Annotated in this window: 16 protein-coding genes; 12 read left to right on the top strand and 4 right to left on the bottom strand. The window is 43.5% G+C overall.

Going from position 1 to position 21,994, the window contains the following annotated elements; genetic code table 11:
- Nucleotides 1-46 precede the first annotated feature (46 nt).
- From F4V51_RS15770 to F4V51_RS15745, 6 genes are all read left to right on the top strand, one after another.
- Nucleotides 47-517 carry an NUDIX domain-containing protein gene (locus tag F4V51_RS15770; protein WP_162009944.1) on the top strand — a complete coding sequence of 157 codons (471 nt, stop codon included), beginning with the start codon at nt 47-49 and terminating at the stop codon, nt 515-517.
- A 320-nt stretch (nt 518-837) separates the two neighbouring features.
- Nucleotides 838-3,156 (top strand): helix-turn-helix domain-containing protein, encoded by a 2,319-nt coding sequence (locus F4V51_RS15765; protein WP_153978738.1) that lies wholly within the window; start codon nt 838-840, stop codon nt 3,154-3,156.
- 336 nt (nt 3,157-3,492) lie between these two features.
- The gene (locus F4V51_RS15760) at nt 3,493-4,347 is read left to right on the top strand and encodes an ABC transporter permease (protein WP_095357726.1); all 855 of its coding nucleotides are present in this window, start codon (nt 3,493-3,495) and stop codon (nt 4,345-4,347) included.
- Between the two features lie 27 nt (nt 4,348-4,374).
- Nucleotides 4,375-5,301: a carbohydrate ABC transporter permease gene (locus F4V51_RS15755; RefSeq protein ID WP_153978737.1), complete on the top strand. Its 927-nt coding sequence runs from the start codon at nt 4,375-4,377 to the stop codon at nt 5,299-5,301.
- A gap of 34 nt (nt 5,302-5,335) precedes the next feature.
- On the top strand, nt 5,336-6,985 hold the full coding sequence (locus F4V51_RS15750) for an ABC transporter substrate-binding protein (protein WP_153978736.1): 1,650 nt from the start codon (nt 5,336-5,338) through the stop codon (nt 6,983-6,985).
- A gap of 278 nt (nt 6,986-7,263) precedes the next feature.
- Nucleotides 7,264-9,543 carry a glycoside hydrolase family 95 protein gene (locus F4V51_RS15745; RefSeq protein ID WP_153978735.1) on the top strand — a complete coding sequence of 760 codons (2,280 nt, stop codon included), beginning with the start codon at nt 7,264-7,266 and terminating at the stop codon, nt 9,541-9,543.
- 193 nt (nt 9,544-9,736) lie between these two features.
- Here the strand turns inward: F4V51_RS15745 and F4V51_RS15740 are convergent, their stop codons facing one another.
- Entirely contained in the window at nt 9,737-11,062 is a 1,326-nt protein-coding gene (locus F4V51_RS15740) for a PepSY domain-containing protein (RefSeq protein ID WP_153978734.1), read from the bottom strand.
- Between the two features lie 246 nt (nt 11,063-11,308).
- Here F4V51_RS15740 and F4V51_RS15735 point away from each other — a divergent pair, with 246 nt between their 5' ends.
- A complete protein-coding gene (locus tag F4V51_RS15735) occupies nt 11,309-11,767 on the top strand; it encodes an NUDIX domain-containing protein (protein WP_153978733.1) in 459 nt (152 codons plus the stop codon).
- A gap of 151 nt (nt 11,768-11,918) precedes the next feature.
- Here F4V51_RS15735 and F4V51_RS15730 read toward each other — a convergent pair whose 3' ends face one another.
- Nucleotides 11,919-14,864 (bottom strand): hybrid sensor histidine kinase/response regulator, encoded by a 2,946-nt coding sequence (locus F4V51_RS15730; protein ID WP_236146566.1) that lies wholly within the window; start codon nt 14,862-14,864, stop codon nt 11,919-11,921.
- A 233-nt stretch (nt 14,865-15,097) separates the two neighbouring features.
- Nucleotides 15,098-16,240, bottom strand: coding sequence for a response regulator (locus F4V51_RS15725; RefSeq protein ID WP_153978732.1), 1,143 nt, complete (start codon nt 16,238-16,240; stop codon nt 15,098-15,100).
- Nucleotides 16,241-16,858: 618 nt separating this feature from the next.
- Between F4V51_RS15725 and F4V51_RS15720 the strand changes: the two genes are divergently transcribed.
- The 4 genes from F4V51_RS15720 (at nt 16,859) to F4V51_RS15705 (ending at nt 19,998) form a co-directional block, all read left to right on the top strand.
- Nucleotides 16,859-17,713: an ABC transporter ATP-binding protein gene (locus F4V51_RS15720; protein ID WP_153978731.1), complete on the top strand. Its 855-nt coding sequence runs from the start codon at nt 16,859-16,861 to the stop codon at nt 17,711-17,713.
- Nucleotides 17,710-18,423 (top strand): fluoroquinolone export ABC transporter permease subunit, encoded by a 714-nt coding sequence (locus F4V51_RS15715; protein ID WP_153978730.1) that lies wholly within the window; start codon nt 17,710-17,712, stop codon nt 18,421-18,423. The genes F4V51_RS15720 and F4V51_RS15715 overlap by 4 nt, the downstream gene beginning before the upstream one ends.
- Nucleotides 18,420-19,148: a hypothetical protein gene (locus tag F4V51_RS15710; RefSeq protein WP_153978729.1), complete on the top strand. Its 729-nt coding sequence runs from the start codon at nt 18,420-18,422 to the stop codon at nt 19,146-19,148. Before F4V51_RS15715 ends, F4V51_RS15710 begins: the two co-directional genes overlap by 4 nt.
- Before the next feature lie 229 nt (nt 19,149-19,377).
- Nucleotides 19,378-19,998, top strand: coding sequence for an NAD(P)-dependent oxidoreductase (locus tag F4V51_RS15705; RefSeq protein WP_153978728.1), 621 nt, complete (start codon nt 19,378-19,380; stop codon nt 19,996-19,998).
- A 140-nt stretch (nt 19,999-20,138) separates the two neighbouring features.
- On the opposite strand, the gene F4V51_RS15700 is transcribed toward F4V51_RS15705, so the two are convergent.
- A complete protein-coding gene (locus tag F4V51_RS15700) occupies nt 20,139-20,900 on the bottom strand; it encodes a hypothetical protein (protein WP_153978727.1) in 762 nt (253 codons plus the stop codon).
- A 525-nt stretch (nt 20,901-21,425) separates the two neighbouring features.
- On the opposite strand from F4V51_RS15700, the gene F4V51_RS15695 reads away from it, so the two are divergent.
- A complete protein-coding gene (locus tag F4V51_RS15695; RefSeq protein WP_227779477.1) occupies nt 21,426-21,980 on the top strand; it encodes a cupin domain-containing protein in 555 nt (184 codons plus the stop codon).
- Nucleotides 21,981-21,994 lie beyond the last annotated feature (14 nt).

Here is a 21,994-nt window from a genome sequence, read left to right as displayed (position 1 = left end):
CTGGCGCGTTTTTTATTTTTTTATAACAGAAATGGAGGATGTGTGCATGGCAATCATGACGGATTCAAAAGGCAACATATTTTTGGAATTTAATCCTATCAAGTATGAAAAGCTCATTACGATGACGCTGGATGCTCCACTAACCCATGCCCTAATTGTGGTGAAGTGCCAAGGGAAGTTCCTCCTTATGCATAATAAGTGGAGAAACAACTGGGAACTGCCAGGAGGTGTGATTGAACCTGGTGAGACCGCTGAACAATGTGTCATTCGAGAATTGTTAGAGGAAACCAACCAACCTATGGACACGGCTGAATTTAAAGGGTTAATGAAGTTTAAACTTCAGCCAAGTTTCCATGGACCTGAACGGACAGAATATGGGGCTCTGTTTATGGGGGAACTGTGCGAACTTCATGAGTTTGTTGAAAACGATGAAGCTTCTTCAATTGTTCTTTGGGATGGTTCATCGGAGATTGGTGACATCGCAGAAATAGATAGGAAGTTAATTGAGTTTGTTTGATACATGACTAAGCTAAAGGAAATGATTGCTTAAAAAAGCAAGGAGGCAGCCGATCGAGCTGATCGGCTCTTTTCGTTATGGCTTAGGTCGGTTGAATGCGTGAGAGCTGAGAAACAAAACACCGCCACACAATGCAGTATCGTTTAAAAACGAACCAACAGGTTGGAATTAGCAAGGAATTTCAGTGAATGATTTCGGCCGTAGGTAGGAATTTAAGGATTTGTACCCCAAAGCCGAAGTTGTACCTTCACCTTGTGCAAATGATAGGTGTATCATTAACAAAACAGTTTTGTAAACGCTTACGAAAGAAGGGGGTACATATGCAGCGCTTATGGTCCAAATTCTCGCCTTTGTTTCGCAAATTCATGATTTCGTATCTTATTGTTCTCATGATTCCTCAAATTGCCGGATATGCTTCCTATCGAACATCCATTGAAGCAGCGAGGACCAGCTCGATTGAGAACAGCCTCAAATCGCTCAACCTGAGCAAGGAGATTATTGAACGAAATCTGATGCTGGTTGAGGATTTCACGAGACAACTGGCCATTAACCAGGATTTAAACCGTCTAATAGCTGATCCCAAGCCGCATGACGTTAATAATGTCTATGGTTTGAGCCGCATGCAGCGCAGCCTGTCCATGTACAGCAGTACGAATGATTATTTGTCTCGTTTTTTCATCTATATCCCCAACTATAATGTCATTATTACGCCTACGACGGTTTACTACCGACCTGAGCATTATTTTGCTGCCAACCGCCTGGAAGGCATCACGTTTGCAGAGTGGAAAGAGAATGTATTAAAAAAGCCTCATTTAAACGAAATTATTCCCCTACAAAATTATAAGAAGGAGATTCTCAGTGGTGTGTTTGAGGACGCTCCAGCTATCACGTTTCTTCAGTCGCTTCCTTTGAACAGCTTCAACAAGCCGCAGGCTACCATTGGCGTCATGATTGATGAGAATCAGATGGCGAGTTTGACTCAACATATTGTGGAGCAATATGGGGGGTGGACATTGGTGACAGATTCGAATGGGGATATTATTTTTTCGCGTGGTATAGATGAAGCCGAGGCGGAAAACTTGAAAGGTATGCCCGCTAACAAGAACGATGAAGTGATGCCTATGGACGACGGGCGGCTACTTATTTCCATTCACTCCAATCAAAATGGCTGGAATTACATGGCTGGCATCCCCGAAGGTGCGCTTATGGTAAAGGCCGATCAGATCAAGCAGGTTACCTTAACGTTTACGCTAGCAACACTTGGTATTGGATTATTGATTGGGCTAATGCTGGCTTACCGACACAGCGCACCGATTCACCGGCTTCTGTCGGTCTTCCGGGAACAGGATATAGGGCTGCCCGGAAAGACAAGCAACGAATATGATTTTTTGGCAAGCAATATCACCAGCCTCATTACCAATAACCATGTACTTAAGAATGCATTAAACGAACAGATTCCCATGTTACGGGATGGATTTATCAAACGTCTGCTGACAGGTGAGTTTTACACCATCCCCGAGTTGGAGGCGCTCTCTTCCCAGACCGATATACCTCTTCATACGAGCCGAGGGGTTGTAGGAATAGTGAAGGTAGACGGTTATGGAAGTCCGGATAGCGAAGAAATTATTCAAGAACTAAGCGTCGCCAGGCTTATTGTGCATGAAGCCTTGACGGCATGGAATTCAGAGGTATTGATAACCGACTGGGGAACAGATCAGATTGCTTTTATACAACCGCTTACTGTTGAACCCTCGGATATAGCCATGCACACAACGGTTTCCGAACTGAGCAAACGGATGGATGCAGTTTACGGGGAATACCGGGTGTCGACCACTGTTGGAATGGGTGCTTCTTATGAGGTGTGGAATGATGTTGGCCGTTCATTTAACGAGGCCAGACAAGCATTGGAATATGCCATTCATATGGGAACAGAGCATCTGGTGAGATTCGAGGACACCGTCAAGGAAACCGAATTGTATTACTATCCGATGGAGTCCGAACAGCGTCTGCTCAATACGCTGAAGGCGGGTGAAATGGAAGAATCGGATCGGGTTCTGGATCAGTTGTTCCACCGCAATTTTACCGAGCGGGAGCTGTCTTATGACATGACACAGCAGTTCGTTGTGGAATTGAAGGGAACATTTCTGAAGCTGGAACCCAAGATCATGCTGGACGAAGCGCTTGTCGATGAGTTTAAGAACCGGATTGCGGCTATTCAGGCAACGGACAGTGTTACCGTACTCCGGGACAAGTTTCATCAACTGGCAAAAGACGTATGTCTGGACATACAACGCAAAAAATCCAATTTACATGCTGAAATTGTTAACGAAACGATGGCTTACATTCAGGAACGCTATGCCGATGCAACCTTAACGGTATATCGCATTGCAGAACAAATGGGTAAGCCGGAAAAATATATCTCGCAGTTATTCAAGGAGTATACCGGAGAGAACCTTTCCGACTATGTGGAGAAGGTGCGAATTAACAAAGCTGCTGAATTGCTCCGTGAGACTGAGCGAACGATCGATGAGATTGCTCTGACCACCGGATACAACAGCGCGCATTCATTCCGGAGAGCCTTCAAGCGAGTCCGTGGGGTTTTGCCTAGTTCATTTCGCCAGATGGAGAATGAAATGTAATGAAGCTGGGACAATCATGATGATCAATCCAACCAGAAACATCAAAAAAATCACTGCAAAATTAAAGCTATATCAGGCTTCTCGGCCTTGTTGTCCTTGAATCGTACCTCATTGAGTAAAGTGTACCTTTACGTGACTGAGGAAACCCTCTTATGATTACGAACAAGAAAGCGCTATCAAAAAAAGAGGGCCTTAATCAATAGGCTACCTCCTGGGGGGATGACTCTGAGAACAACAATCTCGAATGGCAAAACGGTAGTAAAACAAGGCAGGCGGTCTGCAATGAAACTGGCCTTGTCCAGAAGCTGGAGGAGACATTGGCAGCTCTATCTGTTGATGATTCCTCCCGTCGCGTACTTCATTATTTTCAAGTATGTGCCTATGGTTAATGCAGTGCTCGCTTTCAAGGATTACAACGTGATCAAGGGGATCTGGGGAAGTCCGTGGGTAGGCACCAAATATTTTGAACTGCTTTTCCAAAACCCGGCGTTCGCTACCCTGATCAAAAACACACTGTATATTTCGTTTTACAGTTTGGTCGTGGGTTTTCCAGTCCCCATCCTTCTAGCACTGGCGTTGAACGAAGTCAAGAATGCCAAATTCAAAAAAACGGTACAGATGGTTACTTATGCACCTTACTTTATTTCAACGGTGGTCATGGTATCCATCATCATGCTTTTCCTATCGCCGCGCCTGGGCATTGTGAACACAATTGCAGGGACGCTTGGTTTTGAAGCGGTCAATTTCCTTGGAGAGCCTGGGCTGTTTCGTTCCATCTATGTATTTTCGGATGTCTGGCAGAGCATGGGATATTCCGCAGTCATCTATTTGGCAGCACTTGCAGGTATTGATCCTTCATTGTACGAGGCAGCCAAGGTTGATGGTGCTAACCGGTTTCAGAAAATGGTGAACATCGATCTGCCCGGCCTGCTGCCGGCGGCAGTCATTATCCTGATTCTGAGCGTTGGCAATATCATGGCCGTCGGATTTGAAAAAATTTATTTGCTGCAAAATCCGTTGAACTTATCGGCTTCCGAGATTATCTCCACCTATGTGTACAAAATGGGTTTACTGAATGCCAATTACAGCTTTGCTACTGCAGTGGGCCTCTTTAATTCGCTTATTAACCTGATTCTGTTGTTAACAGTCAATGCTGCTGCCAAGCGTCTGTCCAATACAAGCTTATGGTAATGCGGCAAAAGGAAAGGAGGGAATCAGATGAGCAAGTTGCAGTCCCAAGCCGGCTCAGCGGTTAGTCAGAGGAGCACCATCAGAGAATCTTTTGGGGATCGGGTGTTTATAGCCATCATCTATCTCATTCTGACGGTGGTCTTAATTGCAGTGCTCTATCCACTGATCTATATCGTAAGCTCTTCTCTGAGCAGCCCGGCTGCAGTTACATCCGGAAAAGTCTGGCTGTGGCCTGTGGATATGACACTCGACGGCTATAAGTCTGTATTACGCAACGATCAGGTTATCATGGGTTACGCCAATTCGTTATTTTACACCACAATAGGAACAATCATTAGCGTAGCACTGACCATAATGATTGCTTATCCGCTTTCCAAAAAAACCTTTGTCGGGCGCAGCCCTCTCATGATGTTTATTACATTCACCATGCTATTCTCAGGCGGATTAATTCCAACTTACCTGGTGGTTAAATCCATGGGACTGATTGATACACGCTGGGCTCTGTTGATTCCTAATGCCATCTGGGTGTGGCAGGTGATTATCGCACGTACTTTTTTTCAGAATTCCATCCCGGAAGAGCTGTCCGAGGCAGCCGATATTGACGGATGCAGTGATATCCGTTTCATTTTCAGCGTCATTTTGCCGCTTGCCAAACCCATCATCGCTGTTTTGTCATTGATGTATGCCGTGGGGCAGTGGAATGCGTATTTTGATGCCCTGATTTATTTAAAAACGCAATCGCTCTATCCGCTTCAGTTGATTCTCCGCAGCATTCTGATCCTGAGTAACACCACGGGAAATATGGATGTGGGAGAGATGGTGAAGCAGCAGCAAATGGCCGAGCTGATGAAGTTCTCACTCATTGTAATGGCCAGCTTGCCGGTACTCGTCATTTATCCGTTTGTACAGCGATATTTCGTTCAGGGCATGTTGATTGGCTCCGTCAAGGGCTAATTCACTACAATTATTCATAAGGGAGAGGGTCTATTTGAGAAAAACAGGGTCATTCGTACTTGCTTGTATACTGCTCCTGTCTATAGCACTTGCGGGATGTTCATCCTCTAATGGTGGCAGCGGAGAAGAGGGGAGCGACCCTTCATCCGGGGACAACGTGACCATGAATGTGTTTGCTCATCAAAGTTCAGATACCAACCTTCAAACGAACAAGTTTACGAAAAAGATGGAAGAGAAGTTTAATGTGAAGATCAACTGGACGACCGTTCCTTTTGACGGCGCTGCTGAAAAAAGACAAATATCATTGGCTTCAGGGGACTACCCGGATCTGTATTTGCTCATTCCATGGGTGGACCGTTTTTCTCAAACGGACTTGTTGAAATTTGGCCAGCAAGGTGTCATTGTGCCGCTGAATGATCTAATTGAGCAATACGCACCGAATATCAAAAAGGTACTGGACAGCAGTGAGTATTATAAAGCAATGAACACTGCACCCGACGGCAATATTTACGGTCTGACAGGCTTGAATGAATGTTTCCACTGCTCCTATCCGAACAAAATGTGGATGAATACGAAATGGCTAGAGCAGCTTGGTTTATCCGAGCCTACAACGACGGAAGAATTTAAGGAAGTGCTAAAGGCATTCAAAACCAAGGACCCGAATGGCAATGGCAAAGCGGATGAAGTGCCTCTTAGCGGTTCCATTGAAAACTTCGGCGTGCACATCATTCCCTATTTGATGAACGGGTTTATCTACGACGATGACAGAACCTATCTCATTGCTAAGGATGGCCGGGTTGATACGGTTGCGAACAAACCGGAGTGGAAGGAAGGACTGGCCTATATCAAGTCGCTGTATGATGAAGGTTTGATTGACCCTGGTGCGTTCACGCAAAATGTGGGGGCCTTTAAAAAAATCGGAGATAATGCGGATGCGCAGCTTCTTGGCGCAGGTGCAGCCATGCACCCATCTCTTTTTGTAAATACAGCTGAGGGTGCTCCTTATGGTAAGGATTATAATCCGATTGCTCCTTTGAAAGGGCCGCATGCCAATTATGCGACCTATAACTATCCAATTGACCCTGGAGCATCGTTTGTCCTCACAAACAAGGCAAGTGAAGAGACACAGATTGCAGCCATAAAAATGCTGGATTATCTCTATACACAAGAGGGAGCCATGAGTGCATATTTGGGTGAGGAGGGCACCAGCTGGCGCAAGCCGGAGGAAGGCGACGTGGCCCTTAATGATCAGGTAGAGCCGCTCTACAAAGCCATTCCCCTCCCCACAGGAGCGGAACCTCGTAATGACAGCTGGGGTGCGCTTAGTCAGTATAATCACCACAGGGCATACCGTGATGCCGAAGTACAGGGCAAGGACATCTATGCAGGTGACGGATATGAGCGCCGACTTTATGAGGCAACACTCTTGATGGAAGGCAAAGAACCCAAGGAAGTTTTTCCGCATTGGGCACTATGGGTGGACCCGGCCAATGCGGACGAAACAAGCATGATGCAGACGAACCTCAAGGATTATATTGACCAGAATGCCCTGCAATTCATCACTGGAGCTAAGAGTCTGGAAAAGGATTGGGACGATTATGTGAAAGGGCTGGAAGGCCTTAACATCCAGCGTTATCTGGAAATTATGCAGGCAGCGTATGATTCTTCATCCATTTCCAAGTAGGGAGAATGGGGAGGTTTATACCCATCCTGGGCGATAAATCAACCATTCCTATCAAACACGGACCGGTTCGCATTCTTGCGAATCAGGTCCGTAATCTTTTATGGCAGGCAGCCACCATTGATTTTTATTGAAGAAACTCTCCCAATACATGATCTTTTCGATTCCCATATCATGAAAGAGTATGGATCTGCATGAATACGTTATTTTTATTCTTTGTTACGATGTTATTATGAGATTAATCTCTTATCATTCATTGAAATTCATAGTGGAGGTTCAGAATGAAAGAATCTAATCGGAACAATCATCGCATGTGGTACAGCAAACCGGCAGAGATATGGAACGAGGCCTTGCCAATCGGGAACGGTCGGCTTGGCGCAATGATATTTGGAGGTGTAGTGGAGGAGCGTTTGAAGTTAAATGAAGACTCGATGTGGTATGGGGGTCCCCGGGATCGGAATAACGAAGATGCACTGCCCCATCTGCCCCATATCCGCAAATTAATCATGGAAGGGAAACTTCGGGAGGCTGAAGAGATGGCCAGCATGACGATGGCCGGGCTTCCTGAAGCCCAAAGACATTATGTGCCACTTGGTGAGCTGCAGTTATCATTCGGCAATCATGATGGTCCTGTTGAAGACTATGTACGTGAGCTGGATTTGGACCTGGGCATCTCCACGGTTAGCTATCGCGTTAATGGTATCCATTATACTCGTGAGCTGTTTGCCAGTCATCCGGACCAAGCCATCATCATCCGAATCTCAGCAGACAAGAAGAATGCCTTGTCCATGAAAGCCCGATTCAATCGACAGAATTGGAGATATCTGGAGAAAACCAAGAAGTGGGAGCAGAGCGGACTCATTATGCGGGGTGAATGCGGTGGTAAAGACGGCAGTTCCTTCGCAGCTGTGTTGAAAGCGATACCAGACGGAGGTGCCTGTCAGCTCCTTGGCGAGTATTTGCTGGTGAAGGACGCGAGCACGGTCACACTGCTGCTTACTGCAGAAACGACTTTCCGCCAGGAAGATCCGGAATTATACACTACACTTCGTATGGAAGAGCTCAGCCGGATTCCTTATGAAACACTGCTTGTACGGCATACATCGGATTATCATGAACTGTTCAGCCGGGTTTCGTTGAACCTGTCCAAACGTTCTGATCGTCATGATGGTCCGACAGATGAGAGATTACAACAGTTCCAAAGGGGAGAAGAAGACCCCGAATTGATCGAAACCTATTTTCAGTTTGGTCGTTATCTGATGATATCCTCAAGCCGGCCAGGCTCCTTGCCTGCTAATCTTCAAGGCATATGGAATGACAGTTTCACTCCCCCATGGGACAGCAAATTTACGATCAACATTAATGCCCAAATGAACTACTGGCTCGCTGAAAACTGCAATCTAGCCGAGTGCCATGAGCCATTGTTCGATCTGATTGAGCGAATGCGGGAGCCTGGCCGAGTTACGGCACAAAAGATGTATGACTGCCGCGGGTTTACCGCGCATCATAATACGGATATTTGGGCAGACACGGCCCCTCAGGATACCTACCTGCCAGCTTCCTTCTGGCCGCTGGGTGCTGCCTGGTTATGCCTGCACTTATGGGAGCATTATCGCTACAGTCAGAATCTCATTTTTCTGGAGGAAGCATACGAAACGATGAAGGAATCGGCCCAATTTCTCATTGATTATCTGATTGAGGATGCAGATGGGCGTCTAATTACCTGTCCATCCGTCTCTCCAGAGAACAGTTACAGACTACCAAATGGTGAGGTTGGGGTGCTATGCGCTGGCGCTTCGATGGATTTTCAGATTATTGAAGCTCTGTTCACTGCATGCATTCAAAGTGCCGAGTTGATCGGAAGGGACCATACATTCAGGGAAGAACTTGCTGCTGCTCTGAAGCGAATTCCCAAGACTCAAATCGGCAAATACGGACAAATCCAGGAATGGATGGAGGATTACGAAGAAGTGGAACCGGGACACCGGCACATCTCCCATCTATTTGGTTTGTACCCTGGAGAAAGCTTCACTCCAGAACACACGCCGGAACTTGCAAAAGCAGCACGTACAACGCTCGAACGTAGATTGGAGAATGGTGGGGGGCATACCGGATGGAGCCGGGCCTGGATCATTCACTTCTGGGCAAGACTTCAGGATGGGCAGAAGGCTTATGAAAATGTAAGAGCTCTCCTGGAGCACTCCACGTTGCCCAATCTTTTTGACAATCATCCTCCGTTTCAGATTGACGGCAACTTCGGAGGATCCTCTGGAATTGCTGAGATGTTATTGCAGAGCCACACCGATGTGATCCGGCTTCTGCCTGCCTTACCAGACAACTGGTGTGAAGGGAGTGTGGAGGGGCTCAGGGCCCGAGGCGGATATACCATTGGATTTTCGTGGGCGAAAGCGGAAATTACTGAAGTCAACGTAAAAAGTACAATTGCTGGACTTTGTCAGTTGGAAGGCCCTGGCCTTAAGCCGATTTCTTTCAATGCAGAAGCTGGCGGAACGTATACGTTTACACCGACATCGTCTGAAATATTGTCACAAACCCAATGATCGGATTAATAAATCGATCTGCTTCAGAAGAAGCAGAATATTCAGCTCATTGTGCTACGGATGAACGGCAAGCGTGAAAGAGTGAATTTAGAAAGAGCCAGAATGTGTTTTCGTGAGATTTAATCTATTGTGACAGCAGCACACAAAAGAGGCAGTCCACAGCGATGGTATTCGCGGGGCTGCCTCTTTTTGCTTACAGTTTGTAGTCAATACCTTCGCCAGCGCCTGTGCGAGCATTAATGTATACGTGAGTAACGCCTTCAATCCCGGTGACGGGAAATGCATAGACGAGTTTGTCGTTGTGGAGCTTCAGCTTTGGCTTACCCGAGACGTTTACGTATGGGCCAAGCTTCGCAGAGGCTTGCTCTGCTGTCAGCTTCGGGTTAAGGGGAAAGTTTTTATTATAATGGGAAAAATAATTTGACGCATCAAAGCTCATCAACGCACCGGTACGGCGATCAAATCGCCATACGACTTTCATCTGCGGAATGGAGATTTGCTCCCGGACTGGAATATAGACGAGATAAATGGAAGTTTCTTTTATCTCTTTTGCTGCTAATGTCAGACGTTCGTCAGACCAGCGAGTCATCCAGGCGTCCGCAACTTCGATAAACTGCTTTAAGTCCATATTTTGCTCTACAGCTGCATCTTTGGAGATCGAGCCCTTGCGTCTCACTTGGAGCACGTGTCCGCTTTTACTTAGTGTTACGGTATAGGAGCTGGTTGATTGTCCTTCGGTGTCCGATAACCTGAAATCCATGACTTCTCCGAACTCGGGGCTGCTCCCGCCAGAGGCCATGTGGACGATTTGCTTACCTGCCCCTTTATTCCAAGCTTCGCCCATGAAAATCTTTGCTTTGGCCGCAAGCTCCGTAGCCGTATACGTAGTTTCACCGGCAAAAACGGTTCCTGGCTTCAGAGGTATGTAAGGATTCTGGTTGTACCGGAATTCATTATAGGCTTTATTGCCGGACGTGAAGACCATGTCGAGCTCAGACAAGGCCTCTTCCATTTCGGTCGAAATCTGTTGTATATCTGAAGAAGAGGAATCCAAAGCTTTCTTTCTCATCTGCTCAAGATACGATAGAGCGGTCCTCGCGAACGTTCTCAAGCGCTGAATTTGTTCTAATTGATCCGGGGTGAGCGACATTCCCTTCTCGCTGGCGGGATAGGCCAAATAGCGGCGGCCTTCTGTGATGAACCACTCATACGAGGACGAAGATTGAAAGTTCATGGTAACGGATCCGATCCTTACATATTCCGAGATAATATTGGCATGTTCAATCGCAGATTGAAGTGCTGCTTGCCGATCTGTAATCGTAGATGCCGCAAGAGATTCCGCAAGCGCATAATCAAAATCGCGCAGGTAGATTGATTGCATATGGGACCAGTATTGTGTATTGCGCTGTTGCTGCTGCTCCCATTGTCGATTATTCTGATGCTCTGTATAACTGAAATATGCCCCTGCTAATGTCGTCACGCAAAGCAGACCAATGATGGATTTGGTGCGAACGTTCATGTCTATTAAAACTCCTGTCTATGTCTTCATAATGCTTATCCACTGTAACAAAGATGTGAACACTGTTTAATGAGTAAATATTACCAATACAAATTGCCTCGCCCGTTGACTAAATCTCTACGCCAATATTGACGAAAAATACATTAGAGGTGTTCAGAATATGTTGAGACTGGTATGTTAACTTCGTTTTAAGCGCAACTGAACCTGAGGATAAAATCAATAGGAATATAGGGGATAGTAGATAAGATGGAGAGAAGGATAAGAAATTCCGTAAAGGCCTTAATCATTGAAGACAGAAAAATGTTGGCAATTAAGATAGACGATGATGGCGATGCTTTTTATATATTGCCTGGTGGAAGCCAAAGTGCGGGGGAGACATTAACTGAAGCCGTAAAGCGTGAAGTCGCAGAAGAAATCGGAGTAGAGATCATTCCTAATTCATTGGAATTTGTCATTGAAGGCGTATATGGCGAGGCGTTTCACCGTGTGGATTTTGTGTTTTTATGCGAATATAAAGGATCAACGGACCATTTACTCATCCAAGGTGACGGACATCACGTCCGTTATGAATGGCTTGATATCGATAACCTGATCGGACAACCATTGTATCCTTCCAAATTGCGAAAGCAAATTCAGCAGTTATTGAATGGAGAAAAAACCGAGATGTATTTGGGAAATGAGGAACCAGGTAATCCTAGGTTGTAAAGTGCGATTATCGTATCTAACTTGGTTCATTTATAAGAAAAGTATTCAATGGCGCCATTCGGCGAGCGATATCGTAAAAGGCAAGCTTTTGGCTTGAAATAAAAAAAAGAAGGAGCCGCATGAAATCATGCTCGCTCCTTCTTTTATTACGCTATGGGTTCGGTACGATGAAGGAAACCGTCGTTCCTTCACCGGGTTTACTATGAATCGTTAAGCCTTGTCCATACATTTTTTTGAGCCGTCGATCGGTATTCGTTAATCCCACACCGGAGGTTCCCGCTTTTTTATTACGATCTAATAGGGAGGACAGCTTGGTCTCATCCATACCCACTCCGTTATCATGTATGATGAATTGGATGTAATCCGCTTCTTTTGTAGCAGATAGAGTTAGCTTTCCTCCACGGGTACGGTTCAATATTCCGTGCCGGATGGCATTTTCTACGATAGGTTGGATCGTAAGTGGAGGAAGTTTAGCCTCCAATGGATCAGGCAGATTCCACTCTATTTCCAATCGCTCTCCAAATCGCTCCTTTTCGATGTATAAGTAAGCTCGCAGTAAATCAAGCTCATGGGACAGAGGCACCTGGCGCTCTAAGTTCCTTGAATTAAAGCTTCCCTTTAAGTAATCACCGAAGGCTTCGAGCAGCGTAATCATGCGATCTGGATCTAATAGACTAAGCGAAGCAATGGAATTGATTGTATTAAACAAAAAGTGAGGCTGAATCTGAGCTTGGAGCCACGCAGCTTCCATACGTAATTGCTCGTCTACAGACTGTTTAAAATGGATTAAAGCGCGAATTCTGGATTGAAGCTCTAACATATCAACCGGTTTTGTTAAATAATCATTAGCACCCGCAAGAAACCCGGTATGAATATCTTCTGGTCTGATTCTAGCCGTCAATAGCAGTATAGGCAGCTCGAAAATGGTAAACTTCTTTCGTATCATTTCAGTCAGGGTATATCCCGACATTTCCGGCATCATCACATCGGTTACGACCAGATCCCACTGTTGTTTATGGTTAATTTGTCTAAGGGCCTCTTCAGCACTATTTACAGCGGTAACCTCATAGTTGTCCAGCTCCAGCAATGATTTTATAACCTTCAGATTGACGGCATCGTCATCCACTACAAGAATAGACCCCTTGATATGATCCACCTTGTATCCATTCTCTGAAGAAACAGCTGCTTCCATCGCTGCCTCCATCACATCGGATACCATATGATTGAGATGAGACTCCATTTCTTCACGGTTCTGTACACCTTTAACAGCCGGTATGGCTTCTGCCAGAGGTAAGGAAAATGTGAAGACGGATCCTTGTCCAATTTTAGACGTCAGCTCCAGTGTTCCGCCATGAAGTTCTACTAAATTTTTGCTTATGCTGAGTCCCAGACCCAAGCCGCTGCCTGGAGAAGTTATGCTGGAATCCGCTTGTTCATACGGGGAAAATATGCGCTGCTGCAGCTCTTCGTCAATTCCAATACCCGTATCTATAATATGAACGTAAACAGCATCATTCAGCGTCTCCGCACGAAGGGAAACACGGCCTTCCTTGGTGTATTTCAATGCATTGTGCACTAAGTTGAACATAATTTGGGTAAGCCGGTTTTCGTCAGCTGCTACGTTAGGTAATGTATCAGGAATCTCGTTTTGCAGCTGCACGTTCTTATCAACCGTCATATAGTTCAGCATATGGACAACTCCCTTGGCCACTGCTGGTAAAGAGACACTTGTTGGTTCTAGCGTAACCCGGCTATCCTTCAGTAGGGTAATATCAATCAAGTCATCGAGCAGATGTGACATGCGTTGTCCAACTTTGGTAATCAGCATCAAATCTTCTTGATCCGTTGTATCCAGCTTACTGTTCTTCCGAATAATGATGGATTGGGCCATATTAATGATCGCATGAAGTGGATTCCGAAGCTCATGTGACGTATTCGCGAGAAACTCATCTTTTTGTTTGTCCACTTTCTTGAGCGCTTCCGCTTGTTTCTCTGCACGTATTGCTGTTTTGGTGAAGCGTACAAACCAAAAGGATGCAAACACAACAAAGGCTACAATCAGGTCAATTGGGTAATACGGCAGGTCTTTATTAAACCATGATTTGAACAATCCACTGAATGCTATATTAAATGATACGGCAATGCCCGCAAGTAATATTGAAGTGGCAGCTTCTTGACCACTCCTCACAGCCTGCCTTGAAATAATCGGTACGAGTAAGATGGCTGTGACCATGAAAATACCTAGAATCTTAGAGGTATAATCCAGCCAACTGATCGGAAAGAAAAGTGTAATGGATACATAGGTGTAAAAGAAAATAGAGAAAATAGAAATCAGTTTCTTAAAACGATGTACGCCAAGCAGGTGCTTTGTACATAACACTAGACAATAACAAAGGGCGGAGTATCCAATAATCCTCATACGTACTGTCCATTCGAAGTTGATTGGTAACCATTGAAGCAGCATTTTATCATCGTCTATTAATGTAACCAGCAAGGCAAACAAAATAATTCCGGCAAAATAAAGAAGCTCTTTCTGTCGGTGCCCTACGAAAAGAAGAATAACGATATATAACATATGAAGCAGCAAAATAATTCCGACGAGCAGCTGCATATCTTCGCTAAAATGTATTTCATTCAAGATAGCAGATGGAGTACCAAATTTAATGGATTGAATAATGCCACCTTTATTATGGTAGTGAAAATTACTGACATGAATGACGATATCCATGGTGGACTGCTCCACGGTAAAGTTACCTGTATAGGGTACAACCTTAGAGATCGTTCCAACCGGGTTGTCATCAGGATGGCCTGATTCGTATAGAAGGCTTCCATTAACATATAAGCGATACGCAGTCTTAATTTCAGGAATATGAATGCCATAAGACGCATTAGATGTAGGCAAAAGTACACGAAGTCGATACGTTCCGAAATTGGATTCAGGACTCGTATCATTAAAAGTACCGGGAACCTCTGTCAAATGAGCAGAATGTGATGTATCACGAAAGGATGTGCTTGGCTGAATGAAGGTACCCGGAGTAAAGTTCCATTCCCCGTTCAGTGTGATCGTCTGTTGATCCGTAAATTTCAAGTTGGACAAATCAAGTTCTCCCTGGGCTGCATGTGGCTGATTCGGAGGGGAGAACTCCGTATACCAGAAAAATCTTACTCCAATTAAAGCTGTTAAGTATATGAGGATGAGCCAGGCCATCCTGTGTCTGGATATGAATTTCTTAATAGGTGCGAAAGTTGGCAACATGAACAATCCTTTGTCATACGTTATAGTGGGCTAGTAAATAGGCCTCTCTTTTTGCTATACATTTAAAATGCGGATTAAGAGGGCAGTTGTTTCTCTTGCCATTCCTTAAACCATAGTTGAATATCGTTCCCTGGGAGAATATCGTATTCTTCTTTTAGTCGTGTCGTGAGTTCTTGATAACATTCCATCGTTTTCTGTGGCTCGTTCAATTTGTCATACAGCTTCATTAAGGCAAACGCAGACTTTTCCTCTAATGAATAGAGGCGGTGAATTTGCAAATATGTAGTCAACGCATCGCCAAATCTCTGCTGATCCTCATACCAACTGCCGACACTTAGAGCTGTGTTTAGCCATAATTGTTTAAGTCTATGTCTTTCTGCCTCTGCCCACCAATAATCGTATTCCTGCAAATACTCACCCGTATAGCTGTTTATCTTCTCCAGATGAAGCTCCAGGTTCTCCTCTGAAATATCGATGGTTTGCATCGAGTCTTCCCATAGTGATACGTCCAAAATGATATCGTCCAGCTCCAATAAATATCCTTCATTTGCACTCTTAATCTGAAATCTCTTGCCATATGCAGTAAGCGTTTTGCGAATATGGTAAATGGTTGTATATAACTGTGAGTAGGCCTTGTTCACATCTGTATTGCTCCACAATAAATCAACGATAAACGATTTACGAACAAGCTGTCCCCTATGCTGTAGCAGATACAGGAAAAGCTCCTGTGCTCTGAAGGTTCTCCATTGCATCAACGTAAATTGTCCAGGCGATTGTGGCTCCTCAATCATGACTTGTTTGAACATGGTCATCCTGAGGGGTTGATGGGGATCAGGGTTATCCAATCTGGCGGTACTCTTGCCCAATATGCGATTCATTGTTTTGGACAACCGATCGAAGCGAACCGGCTTCACAATGTAATCTATGGCGTTTAATTCGAAAGCGTCCACAGCGTATTCCTGATAGGCCGTAACAAATACCACCATCAAGTCAGGGTCAAACTCCAACAAGCGTTCCGCCAGTTCAATACCATTGATCTCAGGTAACTCTATATCAATAAAGGCGATATCCACTTTGGCATGTTCAACGATATCCAAGGCATCGTATGGGTTTGTGAATTTACCGATAATATCAAGGCTGAAATTTTCCATCTTCAGTAGTTGAAGCTCCAAATAAGACAACGCTAAAACTTCATCGTCAATAAGAATAGCTTTCATGTGAAAATATACTCCTTATTAGCGTTTATTTAGTTATATCGATTTTAACATGGATGTTAAAAAATGGAATAAAAACTCGAATGATGTAGCAAAGTTAGTCGTATATCTTGAGTTTAGGAACGGTGGGGCTGATTGAAATGTTGGTCCTTTTTAGTAGAACACCAATTAATTGTTATAGATCCTTTCCATCAGGATGGCTCGCTCAGAGAAGACCTGATATTGCGGAGCTGCATCCTCTATACGAGAGACTTAAGGAACGGAACAAAGCGCTTGGCGTATCCAGTGATTAAGTGAAAACTTAGTATTTTCTGAAGTGTGAAGTCATAGAAAATAATGAACAAAGTAAATTATATTTTATGTTGTCAAAATGATCTGGGTCGCGGTAAATTAAGAGCAGTAATTAAATGGAAAATTAAAAACGGTTTACATGGAGGAGCCTGCACACTGCGGGCTCTTTTTGTCTTTTTTCCCTTATCAGCGATGTTAACATTCATTATAGAGGAGGTTTGTATTTGAAGGTCGGACAGAAGAACATCTTCTGTCTGGAGAGTGGCCTGATGGAACAGTGTATCGCAAGATTATACGTTTATTATAGGAATCGAAACGGGAGGACTTTTTATGATCGATGTGCGCAATCTTACTTTTACTTATCCGGGGCTAAGGGAGCCTACGATTCGAAGCATGGATTTCTATATTCCAAAAGGTGAAATTTTTGGCTTTCTGGGTCCTTCAGGAGCTGGCAAAAGTACAACGCAAAAAATATTGATTGGTGTACTTAAGGGATATCAAGGCACTGTACAAGTGGCGCACGTAGAACTCAAGGATACCGGGCCTGACTATTATGAGCGGATTGGAGTGGCATTTGAATTTCCGAACTTCTACTCGAAGTTTACCGTTTTGGAAAATTTAAATCTCTTTCGATCGCTGTATACAGGGAAAACGGTAGATCAAAAAAGGTTGCTGGAACAAGTCGGTTTGGAGAAAGCGGCAAATCTGAGGGTATCCCAGTTATCCAAAGGCATGAGGATGCGTTTGAATTTTTGTCGGGCCCTGCTGAATGACCCGGATATTCTTTTTCTGGACGAACCAACCTCAGGTTTGGACCCGGTAAATGCCAAACTGATGAAAGATCTGATCCTGGAAAAAAAGAATGAAGGCAAAACGGTTCTTATTACAACACATAACATGCAAGCCGCAGAGGATATTTGTGACCGGGTAGCTTTTATCGTCGATGGACAAATCAAGCTGATCGATTCCCCGCGGGAGCTAAAGCTTCGTAAGGGACAACAGCGAATTAAAATTGAGTACCGTAAAGATGGGCAATTGGTTCATGCCGTTTTTCCCCAACATGGACTTGGCGAAAATGATTCATTTTTAAGTCTTTTGAAAACCCATACGATTGAAACCATCCATTCTCAGGAGGCTTCGTTGGAGCAGATATTTATCGAAGTTACAGGGAGAGAGCTTACATGAAATTCCTATCCGCTTTTGCCTTTGACATCAAATTTCAGTGGCGTCATGGGTTTTATATCGTATATGCCCTGGTTTGTGCATGTTATTGGATATTGCTGAACTTTATTTCGAACGATTATTTAGAAAAGGCCATCATTCTGTTAACGTTTAGTGATCCTAGTGCACTCGGGTTGATCTTGGCTGGAGGTATATTGCTTCTGGAGCGAGACCAGGGAGTTCATCATCCTCTTTTTGTTACGCCGCTCCGTACTCGTGATTATCTGTTAGCAAAAGTGGCTTCATTATCGGTTCTGTCTCTAACTGCTGCTTGGGTAATTCATATAACATCCAGTGGAATTCCACAATCTCCTCTTTTATTCTCAGTTGGAGTACTGTTAACTTCGAGTCTTATGACACTATTATCCATCGGGGTAGTCGTTCGTTACCAGACGATTAACGGGTTTATCCTGATGTCTCAGGTTTTTGCGCTTCCTTTACTACTTCCCTTGCTTGGTTTTTTTGAGCTATGGAATTCTAGACTGTTGTATCTTCTTCCAACAGAAGGCACATTAGTTCTTTTAGGTTCCGCTTTCTCTGTCTTATCGGCGAGAGAGGCTATATACGCTCTGTTTATTCTGCTCATCTGGAACTACGTAATGTATAATTGGGCCGATCATTCTTTCAAGAAATATGTTCTTGGAAGAATAGGAGAGGGGAGGACTGGAAATTGAATCGATTCCGAGTCCTTTTATTGAATGATATTCGTCATGCAGGCCATGATCCGGTCTTGATGGCTGGCTTTTTGGGACCGATACTGTTGATCTTGCTTACTCGATATGGATTTCCAATGACAGCTCAGTGGCTGGAGGCAAGTTACTCTTTCGACCTGACCGTATACAGACACTTTGCTGCAATTCTTCTTATGGTAACGATCCCCATGCTGTTAGGTATGATGACAGGTTTATTAATGCTGGACGAACGAGATGAGAATGTCATCTCCTATTATGCTGTAACTCCACTCATGAAAAGAGGCTATATTTCCTACAGGTTAACTTTACCTACAATCTTAAGTACTCTACTAACAACGATGTTTATCTTATCTGTAGGATTAACGGGGTTTTATTGGGAGATCGGGTTTGTGTTAGTGTTGTTGGCTTTGGAAGCACCATGGTTTGCACTTTTGGTTGCAGCTTTTTCAGCCAATAAAGTAGAGGGGTTAGCGTTATATAAGATTGGTTCGCTATTGTTCATTGTTGGCCCCATTATCGTTTTTTTCGTACCAGATGCGTGGTTGTGGGTAGGGGTGTGGATTCCAACCTATTGGCCAGCATTGGTTTTTTTAACAGGGACATCGGGTCATTTTTTCGCTTCGTATATTTATTTTAGCATTGGATTCTTATATCATGTTGCCATGCTAATCATCGTGATTCGTTTGTTTATTAAAAGAATGGATTAAGAATTCTCTAAGAGACGTGGTATCATCTATATAGTTTGCCATGATGACGGCCGGGAACATTGGACGAATTACAAAATTAAGGCTGCTGATGATAATATACATTTATTCGGAATTATATAAGAGCGTTTAAAAGCGGCTCATTATTCTTCTTTCATAACGAATGAAAGAAGAATAATGAGCCATAAGAGAAACATCATATTTTTCAGAAAAAGGGGCGGGTGAATCTTTTATGCAAATTCTAGTATTGGGTGCAACTGGACGAGTAGGCACTCAGATCGTTGCCAGGGCACTTAAGGAAAAGCATCATGTAACTGTATTGGTTCGTCAACCCGAAAAGTGTCAGGTAAATGATGAAAATTTAACAATCATTCAAGGTAATGTCTTGAATCAGGAAGATATTAAGCGTGCTATCTATGTAGCTGATGTTGTGTTCAGTGCACTGAACACAGACGGGACCAATACACTATCCAAAAGTATGCCATTAATCATTGAAGCAATGTATGAAGAAGGGATAAAGCGAATTATTACTGTAGGGACAGCGGGTATTCTGCAAAGCAGGCTTTTTCCGAGTATTCTACGATATCAATCCAGTGAATCGAGGCGTAAATCCACCCGCGCTGCCGAGGAGCATCACCGTGTGTACTCTCTGCTTCAAGAATCAACATTGGATTGGACGATCGTGTGTCCTACGTATTTACCGGACGGAGAACATTTAGGCGTATACCGAGTAGAGCGTGACGTTTTGCCTGAAGGCGGGGCTGAGATATCCGTGAGTGATACAGCTGAATTTACCTACAAGCAAATTAAAGATGACTCTTATATCAGATATCGTGTAGGTATTTCATATTAGGTACTGTTGAGAGACAAAAAATAGTGCGATATAAAAATGAAAGCAGCTAATCACAGATGATCGGCTGCTTTTGTTACGAATAATAAGTTAAAAATTGTTTTGAAACTCATTAGTTTTGTCGTTAGTAATTTCAAAATTATTTAACCGATAACCGATGTAAGAACCACTACCGTTAACCATATAAAAAAAGTTGCTCCGCAAATAATGATTTCATAAAAATGAATCTGAAATAATTTGTATGTGCCCCGATTTTTCTGAGACAGTCCGAAAAAGTGACATTGTTGACTAATATATAATAAACCACATGCTACGGTTAAACCCGATAAGATAAAAGCAGATGTGGGTAAACTCATGACATATCTGGGATTACCACCTGTCTCGAGGCTTAGGTTGAAATTAAAATGTTTAGCAAGCAGAAGTGTCAGGACTATACCATTAAACAAGAAAAGTCCTATACTAAACGGATGTGTTCTGTAATCTATTAGACGCAAAAATATTAGCATAATATTACTTTTAGGTCGAAACTCGTCCTCACTCGCATCCTCGGTACCATCATGCATGATATAAAAAAATGAATATACAATCATTCCAACGAATAGGATGGGTTGCAGCATATTAAGAGCCAAACCCCAATCAAAAATAGCCAAAAGGGCAAGGAAGGTAAGAACAAATAGAAGTAATTTGCCTCCAACTGTCTCTCGTTGCTCCCACATCCGGTTAACAAACAACTGACTATTGGTCTCTTCTTCGCTTTCTGTATCTTTTATCTTGTTTAGGTCTGGAGTATGATGCTTTCTCCTTATATATAAGGTCCCATATGCAAGGATCATTAAACAAGCGCCAAGAAGCAAAAGAAGAAATGTCTCCTTCGGGTAAACATCATATGAATCATATGTTTTCACAACCCAAATTCCGTCAAAAATAATGATGAAAATACCAACCATAAGTACATACGGAGAAGCTTTGTATACGATTAATCTCACTCCTTTTCAGCGCTACAATGAAGGTTAGAGTGTTTAACTTTTACCCTATTTAAGAAATGATGACCCAAGGATTCAGTTGATTAATCAGTGTAAGAGAAATCTGGTTCTCTAGATTTACAGAATCAAACAGATAATGATAGAAATGCATGGTCTACATTAGTATTATTACTCATGCGAATTTTCAATCTTATTATGAGACAAAATCATCAACCATAGCCAATCCTATCGAGCCTTATCGCGAGACAAGTACATATCTTCTCGAAGTCGCTGTTGCAGCTGCTTTTTCCTTACTTAAAGGTGGAGATTAGAAATGACTAATCAACTTTCGATCCAAAAAGTATCCATGAAAACGGAGGAACCAGTTCAGCCCTTTGTTTCGCTAGGCACATTCCCCGTATGTAGTCATATACTGACTGCATAATATTTGTAAAGGGATGGTGCAAATTGTATTACTACCACACACCAGCACATCAATATGGTGGATACACGAATGGACATAATCCGTATTATTATCCAAATTATACAGAAAGAAACAATCATTCACTAGACCAAGGATCTCATATGGGTATGGTAAATACAGGCCAGCAAGTGATGCTTCTAAAGGATTACGGAAAGAGACCTCTGGTGGTAGATATCGAAAAAGTAACTAAGCTTAATAATAATTTTCGTACAGCTTTATGGACGGGGGAACACTTCCAAGTAACTCTTATGAACATAAATGTAGGTGAAGATATCGGATTAGAAGTTCATCCGAATACAGATCAGTTTATTCGGATTGAAGAAGGTCAAGGACTGGTTCAGATGGGGGATCGTAGAGAGAATCTCGATTTTGTCGTGAATGCCTTCGAAGACTATGCAATCATGATACCTGCTGGCAAGTGGCATAACATAACGAACACAGGAAACAAATCACTTAAAGTCTATGTGATTTACGCTCCACCGCAACATCCATTTGGCACCGTCCATCCAACAAAAGCTGATGCCATGGCTTCAGAATAACACACTATTTAATC

Source organism: Paenibacillus xylanilyticus, from assembly GCF_009664365.1.
Classification (GTDB): Bacteria; Bacillota; Bacilli; order Paenibacillales; family Paenibacillaceae; genus Paenibacillus; species Paenibacillus xylanilyticus_A.
This window is presented reverse-complemented; position numbering and strand designations above follow the sequence as displayed.